Consider the following 18,756-nt stretch of genomic DNA (forward strand, 5'->3'; position numbering starts at 1 on the left):
TAAGCTATCGACCTAAATACTATCGCTGGAGATAGTATCGCTTCCGATAGTAACAAGGCTGGTACTACCGCGGTGCGGTACTACCACCCAGCGGTAGTACGCCGCGGGAGCATTCCCGCGGGTTTCGCCAGAGCGGGGCGAGCGCCTCAGGCGTGGCGGTCTTGGAAGCGCTTGGCTTTGGCGCGGTTGCCGCAGGTCTCCATGGAGTGCCAGCGGCGGGAGCCGTTGCGGGTGGTGTCGAGGTACCAGAGGATGCAGTTCGGGTTGGCGCACTTGCGGATGCGGTCGGGGCGGGACTCGAGGAGGTCGAGGAGGGCGACGGCGGCGCGCCAGCCGGGGAGGCGGGCGGGGTCGTCGACCTCGTCGGTGAGGGTCGGGACGCCGCCGAGGAGGCGGGGGCGGCGGACGCCGTGGGCGAGGACGGCGTTGAGCTTCGCTTCGGCGCCTTCGGTTTTCGCGACGACGGCGCGGATCGCTTCGCGGGCCTCGATGAGGTGGGGCTTGACCTCGGACTCCGGGGCGTCGAGCGGGAAGTCGTGTTCGGCCAGCCAGTCCTGAAGTGCGCCTGGGGTTTCGAGCATGTCGAAGGGTGCGCCGCCGCTCATCCACGTGGTGTTGAGGAGATCGAGCGGGAGCGGTTCGCCGGTGAGCGGTCGCGTGACGGTCATCTCGCAAGTATAACCGGTAAAAGTCTTGTAGTCGGTTAGCAAGGGGCGCTAATGTTCTCCTCGTGAAACCGGCTAAACAAAGTTAGCCGGTTAGAAGTGAAAGGCACGCCCCATGTCACGCCTCCCCCTGATCCAGCCGGACACCGCCAACCGCCAGGCCGCCGAGCTCCTCGCCGGCGTGCAGCAGGCCCTCGGCGTCACCCCGAACATGACGAAGGCGATGGCCAACAGCCCCGCCGTCCTCAAGGGCTACCTCGGCTTCTCCGGCGCGCTCGCCGCCGGGGTGCTGCCCGCGCACCTCCGCGAACGGCTGTCCTTGCTTGTGGCGCAGGAGAACGGCTGCGACTACTGCCTCTCGGCCCACACGTACCTGGGCGAGAGGCGCGGCAAGCTCGACGCCGGCCAGATCGCGGCCGCACGGCGCGGTGAGGCCGAGGAGCCGAAATCCGCTGCGGCCCTGGCGTTCGCGAAAGCGGTGCTGCGCAGCAAGGGCGGCGTCGAGGACGCCGAGCTGAAGACCGCCCGCGAGGCGGGCCTCAGCGACGAGGAGATCGCCGAAGTGGTCGCCACCGTCGCGCTCCAGGTCTTCACCAACTACTTCAACAAGACCGCCGACACCGACATCGACTGGCCGGTCGTCCGGCACGACCACTAGGACCCGAGCGGCAAGCGCCGCAACGGAAACGGAGAACCCCCATGACCACCCTTCCGAAACCCCAGACCGCCAGGCCCGCCTGGGTCCAGACCGCCGTGCCGACCCTCGCCGGACTCCTCGGCCTCCTCGCACTCGCCGGACTCGAAGAGGCGACCGGCGCCGCCCTGTTCGCGCTGCCGTGGGTCGCGGCCGTCGGCATCATCGCCGTCGCCCCGCAGGCGCCGTTCGCGCAGCCCCGGAACATGCTGATCGGCCAGGTCAGCGCCGGCGTCGTCGGCCTCGCCGCCGTCGCGGTCATGGGCCCGTCGATCTGGACCGCCGCCGTCGCGGCCGGCCTGGCCACCGCGCCGATGGTCGCCCTGAAGGCGCCGCACCCGCCCGCGACGGCGACGGCCGCGCTCATCGGCGCGACCGGACCCTCGCTGTGGTTCCTCGTCGACCCGATCCTCCTCGCCAGCGCCGCGACCGTCCTCGTCGGATGGCTGATCGGCAAGGCCCTGCCGGGGCACAAGTACCCGGCCCGCTGGTGGTAACCCCAACCGCTCTGAAAGTCGTTGCCTTGAAAGTCGTTGCTTTGAAAGGAAATGCCATGTCCCGTCCTCCCCTGCCCCCGTTCACCGCCGAGTCCGCCGCCGCGAAGGTGCAGGCCGCCGAAGACGGCTGGAACACCCGCGATCCCGAGCGTGTGGCGCTGGCGTACACGCCGGATTCGGTGTGGCGCAACCGTTCCGAGTTCCTGACCGGCCGCGAGGAGATCAAGCGGTTCCTCGCCGCGAAGTGGGCGCGGGAGCACGAGTACGCGCTGCGGAAGCAGTTGTGGGCGTTCACCGAGGACCGCATCGCGGTGAAGTTCCAGTACGAGTGGCACGACGACGAGGGCCGGTGGTGGCGCAGCTACGGCAACGAGCTGTGGGAGTTCGACGCCGAGGGCCTGATGCGCCGCCGCGAGGCGAGCATCAACGATGTCGAGATCGCGGAGGCGGATCGGACGATCTTCGGTCCGCGTCCCGACAGCGAACGCTGAGGAAGAGCCGGGCGCCCGCCACGAGCGGGGCCCGGCTTTCGTCGTTGTTCTGGAAGGCGCTGTTAAGGCAGGCGCGCGGTGAGGTCGACTTCGACGAGTTGGCCCGCGTAGCCGAGGGCGGTCACGCCGACGACGGTGCTCGCGGCCTTGAAGGCGGGCCCGAGCGGGGTCCGTTCGGAGAAGTGGTGCCAGGCGGCGCCGACGACGGCGCTGTCGGCGCTCACGACGTAGACGACGGAGCGGATGACGTCGTCGGGGGCGGCCCCGACCGACGCGAGTGCGGCGATGGCGTTCTCGGCGACCTGGTCGATCTGGGCGCTGAGGTCGCCGATGCCGACGACCTGCTGGTCGGCGTCGACGGGGCACTGCCCGGCGAGCATCGCGAGGCGTCCGGCCTCGACCACGGTCACGTGCTCGTATCCCCCGGTGGGGTGGAGTTCGGTGTCTGACACACCGCGAGTCTATGGCCGGTGCCGTTGCGCCGGAACCGGTTTTCGCTAGTCGGGGTGGGCGATCCTGTAGCGGAGGTTCGCGTCCTTCTCGGTGACCATGCGTTCGAGGTCGACCTGGTAGTTGGCGATCTTGCCGCGGAGGGTCTCGTCGGCGGCGCCGAGGATGCGCACGGCGAGGAGGCCGGCGTTCTTGGCGCCGGCGATGGAGACGGTGGCGACGGGGATGCCGGCGGGCATCTGGACGATGGACATGAGGGAGTCCATGCCGTCGAGGTATTTGAGGGGGACGGGCACGCCGATGACGGGCAGCGGGGTCGCGGAGGCGACCATGCCGGGCAGGTGGGCGGCGCCGCCGGCCCCGGCGATGATGACCTGGAGGCCGCGGGAGGCGGCGGAGTCGGCGTAGCTGAGCATGCCGTGGGGGGTGCGGTGGGCGGAGACGACGCGGACTTCGTAGGGGACGCCGAAGTCGGTGAGGGCTTCGGTGGCCGGTTCCATGGTGGGCCAGTCGGAGTCGGAGCCCATGATGACGCCGACCCGGGGTTTCTGCTCTGCCATTACTCGCCTTCCTGGAGCCATTTGGCGGCCCGCAGGGCGCGGCGCCGCAGCACGTCGGGGTCGTCGCCGCAGACGGTGACGTGGCCGATCTTGCGGCCGGGGCGCACGGCCTTGCCGTAGAGGTGGACGTGCGCGCCGGGGTCCTCGGCGAGGAGGTGCTGGAGGCGTTCGTCGATGCGGGGGCCGCCGGGGGCGCCGCCGAGGACGTTGGCCATCACGGTGTAGGGCGCGGCGGTCTCGGTGGCGCCGAGGGGGTAGTCGAGGACGGCGCGGAGGTGCTGCTCGAACTGGCTGGTGCGGGCGCCTTCGATGGTCCAGTGGCCGGAGTTGTGGGCGCGCATGGCGAGTTCGTTGACGAAGAGGCCGTGGGAGGTCTGGAAGAGCTCGACGGCGAGCATGCCGCAGACGCCGAGTTCGCTCGCGATGGTCTCGGCGATGCGGCGGGCTTCGGCGGCGGTCTCGTCGTTCAGGTGCGGGGCGGGGGCGATCACTTCGGTGCAGACGCCGCCGGTCTGGACGGTCTCGACGACCGGGTAGACGGCGGTCTCGCCGCGCGGGGAGCGGGCGATCTGGACGGCGAGTTCGCGCTGGAGGGCCATGCGGTCCTCGGCGATGAGGCGGATGCCGGAGGCGAGGACGGCCTGGGCGTCGGCGGGGGTGTCGATCATCCAGACGCCCTTGCCGTCGTAGCCGCCGGTGGCGGCCTTGAGGACGCAGGGGAGGCCGAAGGCCTCGACGTCGGAGATGGAGTCGACGGGGGCCCAGCGGGGCTGCGGGAGGCCGAGGGCGGCGAGGCGCGTGCGCATGGCCTGCTTGTCCTGGGCGTAGAGCAGGGCCTCGGGGCGGGGCTGGACTTCGACGCCTTCGGCGACGAGCGTCTGGAGGGCGTCCTGGGGGACGTGCTCGTGGTCGAAGGTGACCACGCTGCAGCCCTTGGCGAAGGCACGGAGGTCGTCGAGGTTGCGGTAGTCGCCGAGGCTGGTGGCGGGGGTGACGACCGCGGCGCTCTCGGCGGGGTCGCCGGCGAGCACTTTGAGGCACTGGCCGAGGGCGATGGCGGCTTGATGGGTCATGCGGGCGAGCTGACCGGCGCCGATCATGCCCACCGTCGGAAGTTGCGTCGCGGCGTCCACGGCCAGAGCGTAACCCGGGCCGCGACCTCGGGTTCGGCGTTCGGGACGCGGCGTGACCTGCGCCCTTGGCGCAGCTTGCAGGCCATATATTGGCATGGTCAACCGGTCATGGGACGTTCTGCGGCGGTGGAGGCGGCGAGTTCGTCGGCGGTGGTGCCGAGGGCGTCGCAGAGGGCCATGATGGTGAAGAACGCCGGTGTGGCGATGCGCCCGGTCTCGATCTTGCGCAGCGTCTCCGGGGAGATGCCGGCCTCGGCGGCGACGTCGAGGAGGCTGCGGGAGCCGCGTGCTTCGCGCAGCGCCCGGCCGAGCGCGCGTCCGCGGTCGTGCTCTTCGGGCCTCAGCGGCGGTCGAATCATATCGGTATTATAGTACCGGTATACAAATACCAACGATGTCTGAAAGGCCGTCCATGATCGAGTACTACTCCTCCGCCGAGATCGAGGCGATGCGCCCGGCCGGGCGCTTCGTGGCCGGGGTGCTCGCCGAGCTGGCGCGCACGGCCGAGGTCGGCATGAACCTGCTCGAGCTGGACGATCTGGCCGCGCGCCGCATCAAGGAGGCCGGCGCGGTGTCCTGCTATGTGGACTACCACCCGTCGTTCGGCGGGAGCCCGTTCGGGAAGGTGCTGTGCACCTCGGTGAACGACGCGGTGCTGCACGGCCTGCCGTTCGACTACAAGATCAAGGACGGCGACCTGGTGAGCTTCGACTTCGCGGCCGAAGTGGACGGGTGGGTCGCGGACTCGGCGCTGTCGGTCGTGGTCGGCGACGCGAGCGAGCACGACCTGCACTTGATCGACACGACGACGCGGGCGCTCGAGGCGGGCATCGCGGCGGCGACCGTGGGGAACAAGCTGGGCGACATCGGGCACGCGATCGCGACCGTGGCGCGCGGCGACGGCCTGAAGGTGAACACGCAGTTCGGCGGGCACGGCGTGGGCCGCACGATGCACGGCGACCCGCACGTCCCGAACGACGGCCGCCCGGGCCGGGGCATGAAGCTGAAGCCGGGCCTCGTGATCGCGATCGAGCCTTGGTTCCTGCAGACCACCGACGAGATCGTCTACGACCCGGACGGATGGACGCTGCGCAGTGCCGACGGTTCGCGCGGGGCGCACATGGAGCACACGGTGGCGATCACGGAAGACGGGCCGATCATTCTGACGGCACGCGACTAGGCGTCCGGCGGGCACTCCAAAGACGCAAGCCTCGGCCAGGCTCTCCACAGGCACTGCTCGCAAGCTTCGCAGTGGCGACCCCCGGTTTCCAAGCTAGGTCGGGGAACCTGAAGCGGAGCTGAAGTGCGGGGATCCGCACCGCTCGCTTCAGTGGTCCGCTTCGGTCCTCGCCAGGCGGGCCATACGGTCGATCATGCGCTCGGTGGCGATCTCCTCGGCGGTGACGGCGTACCCGTAGTGGTCGCGCCAGTCGCCGTCGATGTAGAGGTAGCGCTTGTGCAGACCTTCGCGGCGCAGGCCGAGCTTCTCGGCGACGCGGTTCGACGGGCCGTTCTCGGGGCGGATGTTGACCTCGATGCGGTGGAGGCGGCCGACGGTGAGCGCATGGTCGACGACGAGGGCGAGCGCCGTGGCGGTGATGCCCTTCCCGGCGTGGCCGCGGTCGATCCAGTAGCCGGCGTAGGCGGAGCCGAAGGCGCGGCGCACGATGTTGCCGACCGTGAGGCCGCCGCACAGGTGGCCCTGCCAGCAGACCGCGAGAGGCCAGCTCGTGCCGTCCTTGATGGAGCGCTTGAGGCCGCGGAGCATGGCGCGGAACGCGGCGGGCGAGTGCGCTTCGTGCCAGGTGGTGCCGGTGCCGGGTTCCCAAGGGGCGAGCCAGGCCTCGTTGGCGCGGCGCAGCTCGGACCAGCGGGCGGCGTCGGAGCGCTTGAAGGGGCGGACGCTGACGTCGCCGTGGTTCAGGTTCACGGGCCAACCGGGGTTGGAGAGGGTCATTCGTTGTCCAACTGCGGATCGTTGATCATCGGTTCCGGTCCAGGAGCAGCACGTCTACGGTCGAGCCGGCGGGCACCCGGGTCGCGTTCTCGCCGATCGTCATGAGGCCGGTCGCCTCGGCGAGTCCGGAGAGCGTGTAGGACGTGGCTCCCAGCGGGGCGACGGTGTAGCCGCCGCCGCGCCTCTCGGCGACGCGGACGGGCCGGAATTCGCGCAGCCCGCTCGGTGAGGATACGGGCTCGGTCAGGTTGGCGCGCACGCTGGGCCGGAAAACCGGCTCGGCCCCGGCGAGGCGCTGGATGAGCGGCCGGGCGATCACCTCGAACGCGATCGTGGCGGCGACGGGGTCGCCGGGGAGGCACACGACCGGGACCTCTTCGGGTCCGATCGTGCCGAAGCCCATGGTCTCGCAGAGGTAGACGGCGACGGGGTTGAAGTCGACGGCGCCGTCGCGGGAGAAGGTGCGGCGCACCATGTCCCCGGGGCCGAGGCCCGTGCCGCCGGTGGTGATGACGAGGTCGGCGCGGAGGATCTGGTCGTCGAGGACGGAGCGGAGCGCATCGGGCTCGTCGTCGCAGATGCCGACGCGGTACGCGTGCGCGCCCGCCTCGGAGGCGGCGGCGGTGACCAGGTGGGAGTTGACGTCGATGAGCTGGCCGGGCTGCGAGGGGCGGCCGGTGTCGACGAGCTCGTCGCCGGTGGCGATCACGACGACGCGGGGCGTGGGGCGCACGACCACGTCCGCGATCCCGGCCGCGGCGAGGAGCCCGATGAGGTTGGGAGTGACGCGGCGGCCCTCGTGGGCCAGGATCTCCCCTGAGGGCCGCTCGGATCCCATGCGGCGCACGCCGTGTCCGCGGCGCGGCACCTGGCGGACGTCGACCGTCGCCATGCCCTCGTCGGTCCAGGCGAGGGGCACGACCATGTCGGCGCCGACCGGGAGGGCCGCGCCGGCGGCCACGGAGAAGCAGGTGCCGGAGACGAGGCGCACGGGGCGCCAGGAGGAGGCGGCGAGGTCGCCGAGGACCTTGAGGCCAACGCCGCGTTCAGGACTCGCGCCGGCGATGTCGTCGCCGTTGCACGCGTACCCGTCGATCGCGGCGTAGTCGAAGGCGGGGAGCGGTCCCGGGTTGACGGCGTTCTCCGCCAGGACCGACCCGGTCGACTGGGTCATGTCGATGTCGACCGGGGGCAGGGGTCGCACCAGGGCCAGCGCCTTCGCCAGGAAGTCGGCCAATGGTGTCGCCTCGCCGGTCCCCTTCACTCCTCATCCCCCCGTCGGTCAAGTTCCTCTCAGCGCCGCCTCGCGGTCGCCGGGTCAGTCAAGTGTCGCACTGAATTCGCGCAGCCAGGCGTTGAAGCCGGGCAAGTCGTCCCGCTGGCTTGCGAGCTCGACCAGCGTCTGGAGGTACGCGACGGGCTCTCCGGTGTCGTAGCGGCGGCCGCGGAAGACGACGGCGTGGACGGGGGTTCCCTTGGCGCGCATGGCCTCCATGGCGTCCGTGAGTTGGATCTCGCCGCCGCTGCCGGGCTCGGTCTGCTCGAGGACCGGGAAGATGGAGCCGGGGAGGACGTAGCGTCCGATGAGGATCAGGTTGGACGGCGCGTCTTCGACGGCGGGCTTCTCGACCAGGCCGGTGACTTCGACGATGTCCTCGGCGTCGGTGGGCTGCACGGCGGCGACGCCGTAGCGGGAGACCTGGTCGTCGGGGACCTCGATGAGGGCGAGGACGATGCCGCCGGTCTCGGACTGGAGGTCGATCATGCGCGGCAGGAGCTTGTCGTCGAGGTGGCACCACTCGTCGCCGAGGAGGACCGCGAAGGGCTCGTCGCCGACGTGGGAGGCGGCGCGGCCGACGGCGTGGCCGAGGCCCTTGGCGCCGCCCTGGCGGATCGCGGTCATCTCGGCGATCGTCTCGGGGGCCTTGACTTTGGCGAGCATCTCGTTCTTGCCCTTGGCTTTGAGGGCGTTGTCGAGGTCGGCGCGGGCGTCGAAGTAGTCGATCATGGCGTCTTTGCCGGGGGCGGTCACGAGGGTGACGTCGGCGGCGCCGGCGGCGGCGGCCTCCTCCACGATGTACTGGAGGACGGGCTTGTCGACGATCGGCAGGAGTTCCTTGGGGATGGCCTTGGTGACCGGCAGGAAGCGGGTGGCGAAACCTGCCGCGGGGATGACGGCTTTGGTGGCGCGGGGCGCGGTTGCTGACATACCGCGAGGGTAGCGTGCACACGCTGCGTCGGCGGTCAGCCACCCGGGAGAACAGCCGGTGAACGTTCGTGCCGGTTCGTCTCAGGCTGTCGCGACTCGCCAGGTGTCGCGGCCGGCGGCCTTGGCGGCGTAGAGGGCCTCGTCGGCGGCGGCGAGGATGCCGGTGGCGGTGTCGGCGTGCTCGCCGAGGACGGCGACGCCGATGGAGACGGTGACGTTGAGTTCGCGGCCGCCGGTGGCGTCGTTGACTTTGAACTTGCGGGCGTTGACGGCCTTGCCGAGTCGTTCGGCGACGACGGACGCGCCGCCCGCGTCGGTCTCGGGCAGCAGGACCATGAACTCCTCGCCGCCGTGGCGGAACGCGAGGTCGACTTCGCGGATCTGGCCGGTGATGCGGCGGGCGAGTTCGATGAGGACCTGGTCGCCGACGGGGTGGCCGTAGGTGTCGTTGACGGTCTTGAAGCGGTCCAGGTCGATCGCGAGGAGCGCGGAGGGGCGCTGGTAGCGGCGGGAGCGCTCCGCCTCGCGGCGCAGCGAGGTCTGCATGAAGCGGTAGTTCCACAGGCCGGTGAGGGGATCGGTGAGGCTCAATCGTTCGGCGTGGCGGTGCAGGAGGACGTTCTCGACGGCGACGGAGGCCTGCCCGGCGAAGGTCTTGAGGGTGTCGACGTCGCCCGGTTCGAAGTCGTCGCCGGCGATCCGGTTGTAGAGGACGAGGACGCCGAGGACGCCGGCGTCGGTGCGGGGGGCGCCGCCGAACTCGGAGTCGCTGGGGCGGCCCGTGGTGCGTTCCTGCTCGACGGGTTGCCTGCCGCTGCTGCGCTCATGTTCAACGGGCTGACGCCCGCTACTCCGCTCATGTTCAACGGGCTGACGCCCGCTGAAAGGCACCGCGACGATGGTGTGCGCGTTGGGTTCCGTGGCGGCGCGGAGGCGGTCTTCGAAGCGGCCGTCGACGATCCGGCCGTGGGCGGGGACGCCGCCGGCGGCGATCGCGCCGATGATGCCTTCGCCGATGCGGATGCTCGCGGGCTCGGTGAGCCCGAGGTCGCCTTCGCCGGCGCGTTCGCGGAGCTGGTCGGCGTCGTCCACGTCGACGAGCATGATGACGCCGGCTTCGGCTCCGGCGGTGACCATCGCGGTGTCGAGGATGACCTCGAGGATGCGATCGAGGTCGAGGGTCGCGGTGAGGGTCTGGCCGAGGCGGCCGAGCTGGCCGCGCATCTGGTCGCGGGAGGCGGTGAGGGCGTTGACGTACGACTGGGTCTGGGCGGTCATGCGGTTGAAGGCGTAGGCGAGCTGCGCGACCTCGTCCCGGCCGTGCACGGGGACGCGGACGTTGAGGTCGCCTTGGGCGACGCGTTCGGCGGCGGCCGAGAGCTCCGCGAGCGGTCTGGTGGTGGAGCGGGCGAGCCAGGCGGCGAGGCCGACGGCGCACACGGCGGAGGCGGTGACCATCGCGGCGAGGGTCCAGTACATGGGGGTGACGTCGGTGGCGACCGTACCGATGCTCAAGGGCAGGAAGGAATCGGTGAAGTCCCAGCGGCCCGCGCCGGCGGAGCCGACCTCGAGCGGGTTGGGGCGGGAGTCCTGGAGGATGAGGTCGGCGTCGGCGACGCGGGAGAGGCGCGCCAGGAACGCCTGGTCGACCTCGCGGAAGGCGCTGAAGACGGCGGTCGAGCCGTCGGAGTTCTGGACCTCGGCCTGCGCGCCGAGCGCCACGATCGGGCCCGAGCCGGCGTAGGCGACGGTCTCGCCGCAGTCGACCCAGGAGCCCTGCGGGGCCTCCGCGCCGATGTCCGTGCCGGGGTCGGTGCTCACGGTGGCGAGGCTGGAGAAGACGACGCCGTCGACCACGGCCCGGTCGACGAGGAGTTGCGCCATTTCTACCGCGTTCTCCTGATCGCCGTTACGGTAGTTCAATGCCACCGCGGCGGCCGAAGCCTGGATGCGCTCGCAGATGGTGCCGAGGGTCGAGTCGACCATCGTCACCGCCGAGTTCGCCAGCGCCTCCCCGCGGGAGTCCGCCAGATGGGACATGACGGCAGCGACGAAGACGGCCCCCACCAGGACCGGCCCGAGTACGACGACGAGGAACGCCGTGGTGAGCCGTGAGCGCAGCGACACCGAATCCCCCTCAAGTTCACTACTTAGAAGACTACCTAGAGCAACCGACTCGACACGACACGGCAGGGCAATGTAAACGGGACTAACCGAAAGGGTGAGTGGAGGCGACCATTCAGGGGAATCCTCCCAGGTACCGGCTCGAGAAGGAAGGAAACGGTATGCAAGAGGCGAAGAGTGCGGCACGTCGGCAGTTGCTGGAGGCGCGCAAAGCGATGCCCGGGGAACAGCGCGGGTACGCCGATCTGGCCACATGGAAGGCCTTGCGGGACTTCCTGATCGAAGTCGTGGACGAAGGGGCCGTGGTGGCCGCGTACCGGCCGTTCGGCTCCGAACCGGGCGCGGCGCTCGAACCCGAACTGCCCGAACGCCTCGCGGTGGTCTACAAGGTCATCGAACCGGTGCTGCTGCCCGACAAGGACCTCGCGTGGCGGGATGCCGGAGGCCCTGGGGGGCAAGAGGAGCCGGACGCGAACTCGCAGGGCGGCGACGGCCCGAACCCGGGCGGGGAGACGCTCGGGCCGGACGCGATCAAGGAGGCCGCGGCGGTCATCGTCCCCGCGCTCGCCGTCTCGGACGATGGGATGAGGCTCGGGCGGGGCGGCGGCTCGTACGACCGGGCGCTAGCCCGGGTGGGGCCGGAGGTGCCGGTGGTGGCGCTGCTGCGGGACGGGGAGTTCGGGTTCCTGGTGCCGGCCGAGCCGCACGACAGGCCCGTGACGGGTGTGATCACTCCTGCCACGGGATTCACCTCGTTGAGATAGGCCACACAGGCTCAGGCGGATGGGATTAGCACTCAGCGGCGTTGACTGCTAATGTCGATCGAGATCTGTGTTGAGTGCTGGAGGTCTAGGACGTGCCTGTCTACGAATACCGCTGCAAGGAGTGCGGTTACGAGTTCGACAAACACCAGTCGTTCTCTGAAGCGCGCCTCACCGACTGCCCGAACTGCGAGGCCGAGGGCGCGCTGCGCAAGGTCTTCGGGAACGTGGGCGTGACCTTCAAGGGCAGCGGCTTCTACCGCACCGACTCCAGGTCGACCGATTCCAGCTCCCTCGGCTCGAACGGCTCCAAGAACGGGGCCAAGAAGAGCGAGACGAAGTCGGAGCCGAAGTCCGAGACCAAGGCCGCCGCCTCGAGCGCGTCCGGGTCCGGGAGCGCCGCCAAGGCCGCCTGATCTGAACTTTCCGCCGGTGCCCCGGCCGCGTGAAGCGGTCGGGGCACCGGTGTGTTCAGTCCTCGGTGAGTTCGTCGGTCGGGGTCTCGGGCAACGGCTCGGGCGCCCCGGCGGCCTCCTCCTCGGCAGCCCGCGCGGCCTCTTCGTCGGTCAGCGCCTCCTCGCCGATGCCGGTCTCGTACGACTCGGTGCCGTTGGGCCCGATCTCGTCCGCATCGGACTCGTCGGGCAGGAGCTGGGACGGCCCGCTCCGTTCCTCCTGGATCTCCTTGGGGTCCCAGCGGTACGCGTCCGAGCGGCCGCTCATGACCTTCCACCAGATGGACTCGGCGATCGTGCCCTTGTGCGAGCTGCCGTCGCCCTCCTTCGTTTCGTCGCCGGCCCAGACGGCGAGCGCGAGGTTCGGGGCGAAACCGGTGTGCCAGGTCGAGGAGGCGTTCACGCCGAGCTGGGGGTCGCCGTATTCGAGGGCGTTGTCGTACATGGGCAGTGCGGACTCGGCGGCGACGCCGACTGCGAGCCCGGGGATGACGGCCGGTTCGGCCTCGTAGCGTTCGCCGTCGGCGTCGCGGACGGTCTCCACGAAGTAGGGCTCGGCGACCTCGCCGCTGATGAGCGCCGCGTTCATGACGGCCGCATCGAGGGTGGTGACCGGGTACGCGCCGATGCCGATGTCAGGGCGGAAGCCGGTGGCCTCGGCCGGGTCGATCTCGGCGGCGATGCCGTGCTCGTCCACGTCGTGCGGGTCCCACATCCGGTCGATGCCGAGGTCGGCGGCGGTCCGGGCGATCGCGTCGCCGCCGATGAGCTCCGCGGCCTGGTAGACCGGGGTGTCGAGCTTGTCGCGGACGGCGTCGACGAGGCTGACCTCGTGGTCCTGGGCGCCGCCGATGTTCACGAGGTCCATGGGTTCGCCCTCGTCGTCAACGTAGGTCTCGAACTGCCGCGGGGAGGAGCCGTCGAGCCAGGGCGACCAGGGGTCGAGGCCGGTGTCGAGGGCGGCGGCCAGGACGACCGTGTTGAAGGCGGTGCCGGGCCGGTGGCCCACGTCGGCGGCGAGGTCGAGGCCCGCGCCGTTCTCGCCGCCGTAGTAGGCGAGCACGCGGCCGGTGGAGGGCTCGACGGCGCTGAGGGCGGCGGCCATGCCGTCCTGGGACGCGACGTCGCGGATGCCGGACTGCTCGACGGCGAGCTTCTGCAGGTCGGCGTCGAGGGTGGTGACGATGTCGAAGCCGCCGCGCAGGACCTCGTCGGTGCCGATGCCGGCGTCGGCGAGTTCGCGGAGCACGTAGCCGTCGGTGACGAACCCTTCCGGGCCGAGGCCTTCGGGGTCGTTCGTCGGGTCGAGGGTCTCGGGCAGCTCGGTGATCGCGTCGCGCTTGACCTGCTCGAGCCCGCCGGTATCGACCATCCGGTCGAGCACGTACTCCCAGCGCTCGGCGGCCTCTTCGACGCTGCCGCCCTGGCCGTAGGGGTCGCGGGGGTCGTACGGGCCGTCCGGGGACTTGATCTGGGCGACCAGGAGCGCGGCCTGGGAGGTGGAGAGCTCGGCGGCCGAGACGCCGAAGAACGCCTGCGCGGCGGCCTCCACCCCGTACGCGCCGCGTCCGAAGTAGACGATGTTGAGGTAGTGGTTGAGGATCTCGTCCTTGGAGTACTCGTCCTCCATCTTCATCGCCATGGCCGCTTCGCGGGCCTTGCGGAGGTACGAGCCGTCGCCGCGGATGTCCGCCACATAGCCCACGTACTGCTGCGTGAGCGTCGAGGCGCCCTGCTGGTCGCCGCCTTTGACGTTGTTGACGAGGGCGCGGAGGACGCCTTTGGCGTCGACGCCGGGGTGCTCGTAGAAGTTCGAGTCCTCGGCCGCGACCACCGCGACCTCGACGTCGTCGGCGATATCGGCGAGGTCCACGGAGGTGCGCCGCTCGGCCGCGAGCTCGCCCATGACCGTGGTGCCGTCGCTGTAGTAGACGGTGGAGCCCTGACTGAGGTCGTCGTCGAGCGCTTCGGGGAGGTCGACGCTCGCGTAGAAGACGTAGCCGACGACGGAGACCGTGGTGGCGAGGATGAGGACCGCGAGGCCGAGCGCGGCGATCTTGCGCTTCTTGCGGCGGTGCTTGGGCCTGGAGCGCCGGGGCCGGCCCGGAGGTTCCGCGGGCCGTCTCCCGAAGGGCCGCAGGGTGAACCTGCGGCGGGGATCTTCGGTCTCGGTGGCGCGACCTGACTCCATGCCCAGAGATACGCGCGAAACGCGCCTATCGGTTGCCTCGGTACTAAAGAGACAGATGTGGCTCAGAGGGCCAGTGCGACCGCTGTGGTGAGCACGAGCTGGGCCAGGGCGATCGGGACCAGGGCCTTCCAGCAGAGGGCCTGGATCTGGTCGACGCGCAGGCGCGGCCAGGCCACGCGGAGCCAGATGACGACGGCCGCGAGCGCGCCGGTCTTGGCGAGCATCCAGACCGGGCCGAGCGATTCGGGTCCGGGGCCCTTCCAGCCGCCGAGGAAGAGGACCGCGGTGAGGGCCGCGATGACGACGATGCCGACGTACTCGGCGAGGAGCAGCAGCGCGAAGCGCAGCCCGGCGTACTCGGTGAGGTAGCCGAAGACGAGTTCGGAGTCGGCGATGGGCGCGTCGAACGGCGGGCGGCGGATCTCGGCGAGCCCGGCGGTGAAGAACACGAGCGCCGCGGGGGCCTGCCACAGCAGCCACCAGGGGTTCCAGGCCTCGATGATCTGCGGGAGGCTGAGCGTGCCGGCCGCGACGGCGACGGAGGCGGCGGCGAGCACGAGCGGCAGTTCGTAGGCCATGAGCTGCGCGGCCCCGCGCAGGGCGCCCACGAGCGTGTACTTGTTCGCGGAGGACCAGCCGGCCATGAGGACCGCGAGGACGCCGACGCCGACGAGCGCGACGACGATGAACAGGCCCATGTCGAGGTTCGCGCCGACGAGGTCGCCGGGGCCGAGCGGGATGAAGAGGATGACGAGCAGGTACGGCAGGAGCGCGACGGCGGGCGCGAGCTTGAAGACGGGCTTGTCCGCGTCGTCCGGGACGAGGTCCTCCTTCTGCGCGAACTTGACGCCGTCGGCGATGAGCTGGGCCCAGCCGTGGAAGCGCCCGGCGTGCATCGGGCCGAGGCGGCCCTGCATGTGGGCCATGAGCTTGTGCTCGGTCTGGCCGACCACCAAGGGCAGCACCAGGAACGCGGCCAGGACGGCAGCGAGCTTGACCGCGATCTCAAGAAGCATCGGGGCGCCTCAGGCGAGGATCCGGTTCGATCCAGTCGTCGGGGACGCCCGGCGGGCGTTTCGGGGCGCGCTTGCGGACGGTGCCGTGCCCTTCGCCGGGTTCCTTGGCGCCGGGCCAGGGTTTGACGACGCGGGCGGCGAGGATGAAGTCCTTGCGGAGCGGGTGGCCCTCGAACTCGGGGGCGAGGAGGAGCGGCTGCAGGTCGGGATGGCCGGGGAAGTCGACGCCGAACATCTCGTGGGTCTCGCGCTCGTGCCAGTCCGCGCCGGGGTAGAGGTCGACGACGGACGCGATCGCGCCTTCGGTGAGGAGCGCGCGGAGCAGCACGCCGCGGCGTTCGGCCACGGACCAGAGGTGGGCGACGATCCGGAAGCGCATCGCGGGGGCGTCGTCCTCTTCCGTGCCGTCCTCTTCTGCGCCGTCCTCTTCTGCGCTGGCTTCTTTTCCGCGGCCTGCTTCTCCGGGGCCCTCGTCGACGGCGGAGAGCCAGTCGAAGAAGTCGCAGCCGAGGTCGTCGCGGCAGACGCGCACGGCCTCGTGCCAGTCCTTGGCGGCGATGTCGGCGACCGCGCGCGGGCCGTCCGTGCCGGTGTCCTCGAGGTCGAGGGCGGCGCGGACGCGGGCGGTCCAGTCGTCGGGGGCTTCGGCGTCAGTCACGGGGCCTCCTCACGAGCGGGCGCAGGCTGGGCTTGCGCAGCGGTTCCCTGGCGATCTGCTTCTGGAGCTCGCCGATGCCGTGGAGGAGGGCTTCGGGGCGGGGCGGGCAGCCGGGGATGTAGACGTCGACGGGGATGATCTGGTCGACGCCTTTCGTGACGCAGTACGAGTCCCAATAGGGCCCGCCGGAATTGGAGCAGGCGCCGAAGGAGATCACGTATTTCGGCTCGGGCATCTGCTCGTAGAGCCGCTTGATCGCCGGCGCCATCTTGTCCGTGACGGTGCCGGAGACGACCATGAGGTCCGCTTGGCGCGGTGAATGCGCGAAGGGGATGACGCCGAGGCGCATGAAGTCGTGGCGGCTCATCGAGGCGGCGATGAATTCGATCGCGCAGCAGGCGAGTCCGAAGTTGAAGACCCACAGGGAATAGCGCCGGCCCCAGTTGAGGACGAAGCGGATCGGCTCGCCGAGAATGCTTGTTTCCGTTGGGCGCGAAGGGAATGGGAGTTTCACCGCCATCGCAGGACCCCTTTCCTCCAGGCGTAGGCGAGGCCGAGGGCGAGCACGCCCACGAACACGCCCATCTCGACCGCGGCGGCCGGGCCGAAGGCCCGGAACACCACGGCCCACGGGAACAGGAACACCGCTTCGACCGCGAAGAGCAGGAACAGGAACGCGTAGACGTAGTAGCGGATCTGGACCTGCGCCCAATCCTTGCCGACCGGGTCCACACCGCACTCGTACGTCTGCCCCTTCGCTTTCGAGGGGGCGCTCGGGCGCAGGAGCCGATTGGCGGTCATCGCGGCGGCGACGAACGCGAAACCGGCGAGCAGAAGCACCCCGAATACGGCGTAATCGCTCAACCGGGTGGTGTCCATACCGACACCTTAGTGGCGCGGGGCGGCTCGCGATACCCGTGCGCGCGGGCGAATCGGCGCGATTCCGAGCGACTTCGCGAACTTCGCCGCACCGGGCGCAACCGCCCGGCACGCAGGGGCGTGTTGTTGTACGAAGAGGATTCACTCGAACGCCGCTCAGCACCCGAAAGGGGACGGGCGCGGACGCACAGGTAACAGAAATGGGATCACCGCACATGACCGCCGCCGGCGCACCGACGCTGCTCCGGGCCGACACCGGGTCGGCCACGATGCTGCTCGACCGCCCCGTGGACCTCGGCGACGCCTTCGAGGGCCCGGCCGGTCTCGTCGCTGAGAGGATTGTCGACATAACGACCCCGCCTCGCATCTCCCCCTTCTCGAACGCGACAATGGTTGCCGCCGGGCACGAACGCGATGACCCGGAAGATTCCCTTGTCCCACCTACCTGCGCTGGAGCGGATGTGCGAACGGAGGCGGAGTTCACCGACCTCTACGAGAAGCATTTCTCGGAGCTCGCGGCCCAGGTATGCGCCTACCTCGGCGACGCCACCGAAGCCCAGGACCTCGTCCAGGAGGCGTTCCTGCGGGCGTGGCAGCGCTGGGACAAGGTCGGCGGCTACGAAGAGCCCGTCGCGTGGGTCCGCCGCGTCGCGTGGAACCTCGCCACCAGCCGGCACCGCCGCAACCAGGTGGCGCGCAAGTTCCTCCAGAAGTCCTCCGCCCCCGAGCTGGCCCCGGCCGCGAGCCCCGACCACGTCGCGCTCGTCGCCGCGTTGAAGCTGGTCCCGGCCAAGCGCCGCCAGGCGCTCGTCATGCATTACATGGCGGACATGACCGTCGCCGCGATCGCCGAGGCGACCGGCGCGAAGGAAGGCACGGTCAAGTCCTGGCTGCACCGCGGCCGCAAGGAGCTAGCCGCGCTGCTCACCGACGAGGCCGCCGAAGCGAAGCCCGCCAAGGCGAAGGCCGTCGAGGCCGACCCCGACACCATGCCCATCCGCATCAAGCGCGCCCTCCCCGGCGCGCAGCGGACCCCTCGTTCCGCGACCCGCCGAGCTTCCGTGAAGGAGGACCGCTCATGACCGTCGACCCTGAGGACGACAAGGTCGCAGCGGCTTTCGCGAGCTTCAAGGCGGAGTCCGCCGCGCAGTTCCCGCCGCCGCCGGTCAACGAGCTGCTGGGCCGCGCCCCCGCCGCGCAGCGCCGCCGCCGGCTCGTGTCGCTCGCCGCGATCGTCGGCGCGTGCACCGCGGTCACCGCGGGCGGCTTCGCCGTGGCCCAGACCATCGGCCCCATCGCGTTCGGCCCCGAGCCCTCCGGCACCGAGAACTCCTCCATGCAGGTCTCCGAGTCCGACGAGGCGACGAGCTTCAGCATCGGCGACCCCGCCAGCCCGCATTCCTCCGGCGGCGAGGAGCCGACCGAGACGGCCGCGATCCCGGCCGAGACGACCCTCGTCATCACCGACCCCGGCGATTTCGGGGACGCGTGCACGGCGGTCTCGCTGGGCTTGAACGTCGAGGACTGGACGTTCAGCGACGAGACGGCGTGGAGGATCGCGTTCGACGACGAACGCGGGCCCGTGCTCGGCGACGTGAACAACGACGGCGCCGACGACGTGACCGCCGTGCTCGAATGCCGGCCCGACGACTCGGACATCGTGTTCTACGCGGGTGTCGCGGCGTTCTCGTGGAACGAGGACGGCACCTCGCTCGAACAGCTCGGCTGGGTGTGGGAGCCGTACTCGATCGAGGGGACCGTCTCGGCGGTCTCGGTCGCCGACGGCGTCATCACCGTCGACGCCCAAGACACCTCCTCGCCCGCCTACACCGGCGAGTTCAAGTACGCGTGGGACGCCGAGGCCGAGGCCTTCGCGCCCGTCGCGACCGAGGAGCCGACCGAGCCGACGCCGACCGAGAGCACGTCGAGCCCGCTTCCCGCCGAGACGCCGACGACCGAGGAAAGCGCTCAGTCGACGGCCTCCAGCGGGTCCTGATTGGAGACACGAACCGGGGT

The 18,756-nt window shown here is 70.5% G+C and carries 22 protein-coding genes; 8 read left to right on the top strand and 14 right to left on the bottom strand.

The genetic code is table 11. The features are described from left to right. Positions 1-146: 146 nt before the first annotated feature. Positions 147-668: a CGNR zinc finger domain-containing protein gene (locus O2L01_RS11280; protein WP_270122027.1), complete on the bottom strand. Its 522-nt coding sequence runs from the start codon at positions 666-668 to the stop codon at positions 147-149. A 112-nt stretch (positions 669-780) separates the two neighbouring features. Here O2L01_RS11280 and O2L01_RS11285 point away from each other — a divergent pair, with 112 nt between their 5' ends. Genes O2L01_RS11285 through O2L01_RS11295 form a run of 3 tightly spaced genes read left to right on the top strand, consistent with a single transcriptional unit; the run spans position 781 to position 2,347 of the window. Beyond that, on the top strand, positions 781-1,323 hold the full coding sequence (locus tag O2L01_RS11285; protein WP_270122028.1) for a carboxymuconolactone decarboxylase family protein: 543 nt from the start codon (positions 781-783) through the stop codon (positions 1,321-1,323). 41 nt (positions 1,324-1,364) lie between these two features. Beyond that, complete coding sequence (locus O2L01_RS11290) at positions 1,365-1,856, top strand: HPP family protein (protein ID WP_270122029.1); 492 nt, start codon at positions 1,365-1,367, stop codon at positions 1,854-1,856. A gap of 56 nt (positions 1,857-1,912) precedes the next feature. Then, complete coding sequence (locus O2L01_RS11295; protein ID WP_270122030.1) at positions 1,913-2,347, top strand: nuclear transport factor 2 family protein; 435 nt, start codon at positions 1,913-1,915, stop codon at positions 2,345-2,347. Between the two features lie 62 nt (positions 2,348-2,409). Here the strand turns inward: O2L01_RS11295 and O2L01_RS11300 are convergent, their stop codons facing one another. The 4 genes from O2L01_RS11300 to O2L01_RS11315 form a co-directional block, all read right to left on the bottom strand. Continuing rightward, a complete protein-coding gene (locus O2L01_RS11300) occupies positions 2,410-2,799 on the bottom strand; it encodes a RidA family protein (protein WP_270122031.1) in 390 nt (129 codons plus the stop codon). A 45-nt stretch (positions 2,800-2,844) separates the two neighbouring features. Continuing rightward, positions 2,845-3,357, bottom strand: coding sequence for a 5-(carboxyamino)imidazole ribonucleotide mutase (gene purE / locus O2L01_RS11305; protein WP_270122032.1), 513 nt, complete (start codon positions 3,355-3,357; stop codon positions 2,845-2,847). After that, entirely contained in the window at positions 3,357-4,490 is a 1,134-nt protein-coding gene (locus tag O2L01_RS11310; protein ID WP_270122033.1) for a 5-(carboxyamino)imidazole ribonucleotide synthase, read from the bottom strand. The genes purE and O2L01_RS11310 overlap by 1 nt, the downstream gene beginning before the upstream one ends. A 98-nt stretch (positions 4,491-4,588) precedes the next feature. Then, positions 4,589-4,849 (bottom strand): helix-turn-helix domain-containing protein, encoded by a 261-nt coding sequence (locus O2L01_RS11315; RefSeq protein WP_270122034.1) that lies wholly within the window; start codon positions 4,847-4,849, stop codon positions 4,589-4,591. Between the two features lie 53 nt (positions 4,850-4,902). On the opposite strand from O2L01_RS11315, the gene map reads away from it, so the two are divergent. After that, positions 4,903-5,670 (top strand): type I methionyl aminopeptidase, encoded by a 768-nt coding sequence (map, locus tag O2L01_RS11320; protein WP_344469330.1) that lies wholly within the window; start codon positions 4,903-4,905, stop codon positions 5,668-5,670. A 147-nt stretch (positions 5,671-5,817) separates the two neighbouring features. On the opposite strand, the gene O2L01_RS11325 is transcribed toward map, so the two are convergent. The 4 genes from O2L01_RS11325 to O2L01_RS11340 form a co-directional block, all read right to left on the bottom strand. Beyond that, positions 5,818-6,447: a GNAT family N-acetyltransferase gene (locus O2L01_RS11325; RefSeq protein WP_270122036.1), complete on the bottom strand. Its 630-nt coding sequence runs from the start codon at positions 6,445-6,447 to the stop codon at positions 5,818-5,820. A gap of 25 nt (positions 6,448-6,472) precedes the next feature. Next, positions 6,473-7,711 carry a molybdopterin molybdotransferase MoeA gene (locus tag O2L01_RS11330; protein ID WP_344469270.1) on the bottom strand — a complete coding sequence of 413 codons (1,239 nt, stop codon included), beginning with the start codon at positions 7,709-7,711 and terminating at the stop codon, positions 6,473-6,475. Positions 7,712-7,765: 54 nt separating this feature from the next. Next, positions 7,766-8,656 carry a UTP--glucose-1-phosphate uridylyltransferase gene (locus tag O2L01_RS11335; protein ID WP_270122037.1) on the bottom strand — a complete coding sequence of 297 codons (891 nt, stop codon included), beginning with the start codon at positions 8,654-8,656 and terminating at the stop codon, positions 7,766-7,768. A gap of 81 nt (positions 8,657-8,737) precedes the next feature. After that, positions 8,738-10,783, bottom strand: a complete 2,046-nt coding sequence (locus O2L01_RS11340) for a diguanylate cyclase (protein WP_270122038.1) — start codon at positions 10,781-10,783, stop codon at positions 8,738-8,740. 158 nt (positions 10,784-10,941) lie between these two features. Between O2L01_RS11340 and O2L01_RS11345 the strand changes: the two genes are divergently transcribed. Together O2L01_RS11345 and O2L01_RS11350 are read left to right on the top strand one after the other, a co-directional pair. Next, a complete protein-coding gene (locus O2L01_RS11345; RefSeq protein WP_270122039.1) occupies positions 10,942-11,544 on the top strand; it encodes a 5-formyltetrahydrofolate cyclo-ligase in 603 nt (200 codons plus the stop codon). 92 nt (positions 11,545-11,636) lie between these two features. Next, positions 11,637-11,957 (top strand): FmdB family zinc ribbon protein, encoded by a 321-nt coding sequence (locus O2L01_RS11350; RefSeq protein ID WP_270122040.1) that lies wholly within the window; start codon positions 11,637-11,639, stop codon positions 11,955-11,957. Positions 11,958-12,012: 55 nt separating this feature from the next. On the opposite strand, the gene O2L01_RS11355 is transcribed toward O2L01_RS11350, so the two are convergent. From O2L01_RS11355 to O2L01_RS11375, 5 genes are all read right to left on the bottom strand, one after another. Further along, the gene (locus tag O2L01_RS11355; protein WP_270122041.1) at positions 12,013-14,187 is read right to left on the bottom strand and encodes a transglycosylase domain-containing protein; all 2,175 of its coding nucleotides are present in this window, start codon (positions 14,185-14,187) and stop codon (positions 12,013-12,015) included. Positions 14,188-14,249: 62 nt separating this feature from the next. Next, entirely contained in the window at positions 14,250-15,203 is a 954-nt protein-coding gene (locus O2L01_RS11360) for a complex I subunit 1/NuoH family protein (protein WP_270122042.1), read from the bottom strand. Then, entirely contained in the window at positions 15,193-15,861 is a 669-nt protein-coding gene (locus O2L01_RS11365) for an NADH-quinone oxidoreductase subunit C (RefSeq protein WP_270122043.1), read from the bottom strand. Before O2L01_RS11365 ends, O2L01_RS11360 begins: the two co-directional genes overlap by 11 nt. After that, a complete protein-coding gene (locus tag O2L01_RS11370) occupies positions 15,854-16,381 on the bottom strand; it encodes an NADH-quinone oxidoreductase subunit B (protein ID WP_270122044.1) in 528 nt (175 codons plus the stop codon). Before O2L01_RS11370 ends, O2L01_RS11365 begins: the two co-directional genes overlap by 8 nt. Continuing rightward, on the bottom strand, positions 16,372-16,740 hold the full coding sequence (locus tag O2L01_RS11375; protein WP_270122045.1) for an NADH-quinone oxidoreductase subunit A: 369 nt from the start codon (positions 16,738-16,740) through the stop codon (positions 16,372-16,374). Before O2L01_RS11375 ends, O2L01_RS11370 begins: the two co-directional genes overlap by 10 nt. A gap of 461 nt (positions 16,741-17,201) precedes the next feature. On the opposite strand from O2L01_RS11375, the gene O2L01_RS11380 reads away from it, so the two are divergent. Both O2L01_RS11380 and O2L01_RS11385 read left to right on the top strand, forming a co-directional pair. Then, entirely contained in the window at positions 17,202-17,822 is a 621-nt protein-coding gene (locus O2L01_RS11380; protein ID WP_270122046.1) for an RNA polymerase sigma factor, read from the top strand. After that, a complete protein-coding gene (locus O2L01_RS11385) occupies positions 17,819-18,736 on the top strand; it encodes a hypothetical protein (RefSeq protein ID WP_270122047.1) in 918 nt (305 codons plus the stop codon). The genes O2L01_RS11380 and O2L01_RS11385 overlap by 4 nt, the downstream gene beginning before the upstream one ends. The last annotated feature ends 20 nt before the right edge of the window (positions 18,737-18,756 follow it).

Origin of the sequence: Glycomyces lechevalierae (assembly GCF_027622945.1) — a bacterium.
In the GTDB taxonomy this organism is placed as follows: Bacteria; Actinomycetota; Actinomycetes; order Mycobacteriales; family Micromonosporaceae; genus Glycomyces; species Glycomyces rutgersensis.